Below are 2,029 nucleotides of genomic sequence, written 5' to 3' on the forward strand. Positions count from 1 at the left end.
CATGGTCGGCTGAAGCGGATCCTCGGGCCGAAAGGCGCGTTTAAGAACCGGACATCTGCATATCGGACGTTGAAAGGGATGGAGGCGATGCACTCCTTGCGGAAAGGGCAAGGCACGATGTTTGACCTCACGGGCAACCGAACCCGGACGCGGTGATCGTCAACCGGGTCTTCGAGACGGCCTAAGCAGGCTGGGCCATAATGCCGACCGGGCGACGAAGAAAGGAGTGTTCGCGGTTCTCCACCCAACTTTGCAACAGCACCCGTCGGAGGCAGTGTCCACCGCCTCGCCCCAGAATCGCAACGACCCTAGTGTGGTGGTGTGAACAATATGGTTTTGCAGATTATTGCTGATATTGCGCTCCCTGCTGCCGCGATCATTATCTCTACTTTGGTCGCAGTCAGCATCGCAAAGTCTGAGCGACGTGGCGCTGCGGCCGCCCGGGCTGAGGAGCGCAGGGATATAGCCTTCGGTCAAACACTGTCCGCCCTCGCCACGCTGAACACCCTCAACCTGCGAGCCGAGTCAGTAGCTGAACCGCTCAGGGATCTTCGCGTCGGCCTGATCCTGTTGGAGGCAGCAAGCCCAAAACATGACAATGACTTGCTCTCCGAATGGTTCGAGGCCGAGCGCGTTGCCGCGCTTGCTCAGAGTAAGGAGTCCATGCGGAGGCTCAGCCAGGCTCCGGAGTCACCCAGCAGCGACGCCGATGTTGAAATGATCATTGTAGCAGGGGCTCCATTGAACACTTGGGCTCGTAACTTCGCTAATAACCTACGTTTTTGGCGACAAAATGGTGCGACGGACGCAGAGCTTATGGAACTGATCGAGAGCGCTAAGAAATTGCACTGAGGATCGAATATAAGACATCCTGCACACACTGATCCATGCTTGATGTCCTCACAAGTTCTCACAGTGAGCTGAAGGGAACTCGAGTGGGGAGCTCTGTCACCTCACTTCTAAGTGCTTCGCACGCTTCTGTTGCGAAAATCGTTTTCAGACTTGGCGTAACAGTGGGAATGCGCTCTGCAGAGGCGGGCGCTGAAGTATGGCCCACTGGCATGTTGGTGCTTTGCCGATCCGAACGGAATCACAGTTTTCTTCATCTAGCTACGGTGTCATCAACCAGGTTTTTAGTGAAGAAGACGAGCAGTCGCTAGCACCGAATCTGCCGTTAGCACCGCTTCAAGGCGATGCTGGGAAGTTTCGGCGGCAGCGATTTCTTCCCGCACATTCACGAGGCGACGGTGCATGTCCGAGATTTCCTCGTCACGTCCCTCCAGCTGGGTGCCAACACCTTTGGTGTACTTGAGCTTGTCCCAGAAAATGATCTGTTCGCTGATATCGAAAGAGGCGTCGTTTGCCATCGCTTCAATCTCCTCGGCCACCGCTTGAGTTCCTTGATCGCCGGAAGAGTAGGAACGAATGATCAGGAAAACGCCGGCGATAAGGGCACCAAACGTCACTACAAAGGCCAGGATAAATAGAGTAACGCCATAGAACAATCCTGCAACGCAAAAAAGTAATAGGCCGAAGAACATGAAAAGAGCGGAACGATCGCTTAGCTCGCCACTTTTCTCTTCTGAATTATTTTCACTCATCATAAATCTTCCACGTGCTCAAGGAATCCAGGCCAGATCAGGGAAGTGGCATAAAAAAGCAGGCCACCAATAATCAGACCGAGTACGATGACAGCGATTCCGGACATTTTTAGAAGCTCTGTGTTCTTCTTGGGCTCCGATTTCAGATCACTGGCAAGGTCACGCATGTGCGACCTTACCGTGCTGTACTCCTGCTCCGTTTGAGCCAGGCGTCGTTGGCGGCGCACCCGTTGAACATCAGCGACGGAAACTGACGGCTCCTTGGAGGGAACCCTAAAGCGCCCCAGATTTATTTGATCCATAGGATGAAATTAACACAAACAGTGATTGATGGAGGTTGCGTCCAATAGTGTGGTGTACAGCTACCGCCTGGTGAACCCCCCCTGCCGACCAGCAAGGAGACCACCGCGGTACCTTTCGACTCAGCT

Annotated in this window: 3 protein-coding genes and 1 pseudogene; 2 read left to right on the forward strand and 2 right to left on the reverse strand. The window is 54.1% G+C overall.

Translation table 11 applies throughout. The annotated features are described in order from the left end of the window. Positions 1 to 185: pseudogene (locus A37O_RS15730) on the forward strand (IS6 family transposase); the annotation flags it as partial. Positions 186 to 321: 136 nt separating this feature from the next. Further along, on the forward strand, positions 322 to 852 hold the full coding sequence (locus A37O_RS0111465; RefSeq protein WP_156802595.1) for a hypothetical protein: 531 nt from the start codon (positions 322 to 324) through the stop codon (positions 850 to 852). A 281-nt stretch (positions 853 to 1,133) separates the two neighbouring features. On the opposite strand, the gene A37O_RS0111470 is transcribed toward A37O_RS0111465, so the two are convergent. Together A37O_RS0111470 and A37O_RS0111475 are read right to left on the reverse strand one after the other, a co-directional pair. Next, on the reverse strand, positions 1,134 to 1,601 hold the full coding sequence (locus A37O_RS0111470; protein ID WP_026196330.1) for a hypothetical protein: 468 nt from the start codon (positions 1,599 to 1,601) through the stop codon (positions 1,134 to 1,136). Beyond that, positions 1,601 to 1,903 (reverse strand): hypothetical protein, encoded by a 303-nt coding sequence (locus A37O_RS0111475; protein WP_026196331.1) that lies wholly within the window; start codon positions 1,901 to 1,903, stop codon positions 1,601 to 1,603. Before A37O_RS0111475 ends, A37O_RS0111470 begins: the two co-directional genes overlap by 1 nt. Positions 1,904 to 2,029 lie beyond the last annotated feature (126 nt).

The organism is Corynebacterium lubricantis DSM 45231 (assembly GCF_000379425.1).
Lineage (GTDB): Bacteria > Actinomycetota > Actinomycetes > Mycobacteriales > Mycobacteriaceae > Corynebacterium > Corynebacterium lubricantis.